Genomic DNA, 462 nt, shown 5'->3' with positions numbered 1-462 from the left:
GGGATAGTATGTATGCATCATTTGATGGCAAGATTATGATCAAGAATATAGATAATGACAGTGATAATCAACCTATACTGTATCTCATTTCAAAGGAGTCTCATATTAAAACGTCTGTTACGGAGTTTGATTTAAACAAAGTCAAAAAAGGAGACAAAGTTAACTTAAGTATTACGAGTACGGGTAAAACAGGAGCGGGGATTATAAAACAAATCTCTGAGTTGCCTATTAGTTATGAAGAGAATTTAAGTCTTCACGAAAATGATGCCCTGCATTTACCAGAAAGTAACAACGATGGGGAATTAGCAAATTCAAAATCGATTTCGGCATCTCCAATATTTAAGAGTAATAACAACTCTGAATTATCAAAGTATGGAGTTATAATTGATGATCTTAGTCTACCAATACGTGCAGGTTATTCGTTGGAAATTAAAGTCCCATTAAATGTGATTAAAATACCTA

At 32.9% G+C, this 462-nt stretch carries 1 protein-coding gene; it reads left to right on the top strand.

All coding sequences use genetic code 11. The annotated features are described in order from the left end of the window. Positions 1-8: 8 nt before the first annotated feature. Positions 9-462: hypothetical protein (locus tag OWC48_RS46455; protein ID WP_282525987.1), on the top strand; the 454-nt coding region annotated here is incomplete at its 3' end.

This window comes from Bradyrhizobium sp. Arg816 (genome assembly GCF_029989365.1).
GTDB lineage: Bacteria > Pseudomonadota > Alphaproteobacteria > Rhizobiales > Xanthobacteraceae > Bradyrhizobium.
The sequence above is the reverse complement of the archived record's forward strand: the minus strand, read 5'-3'. Positions and strand labels throughout refer to the sequence as shown.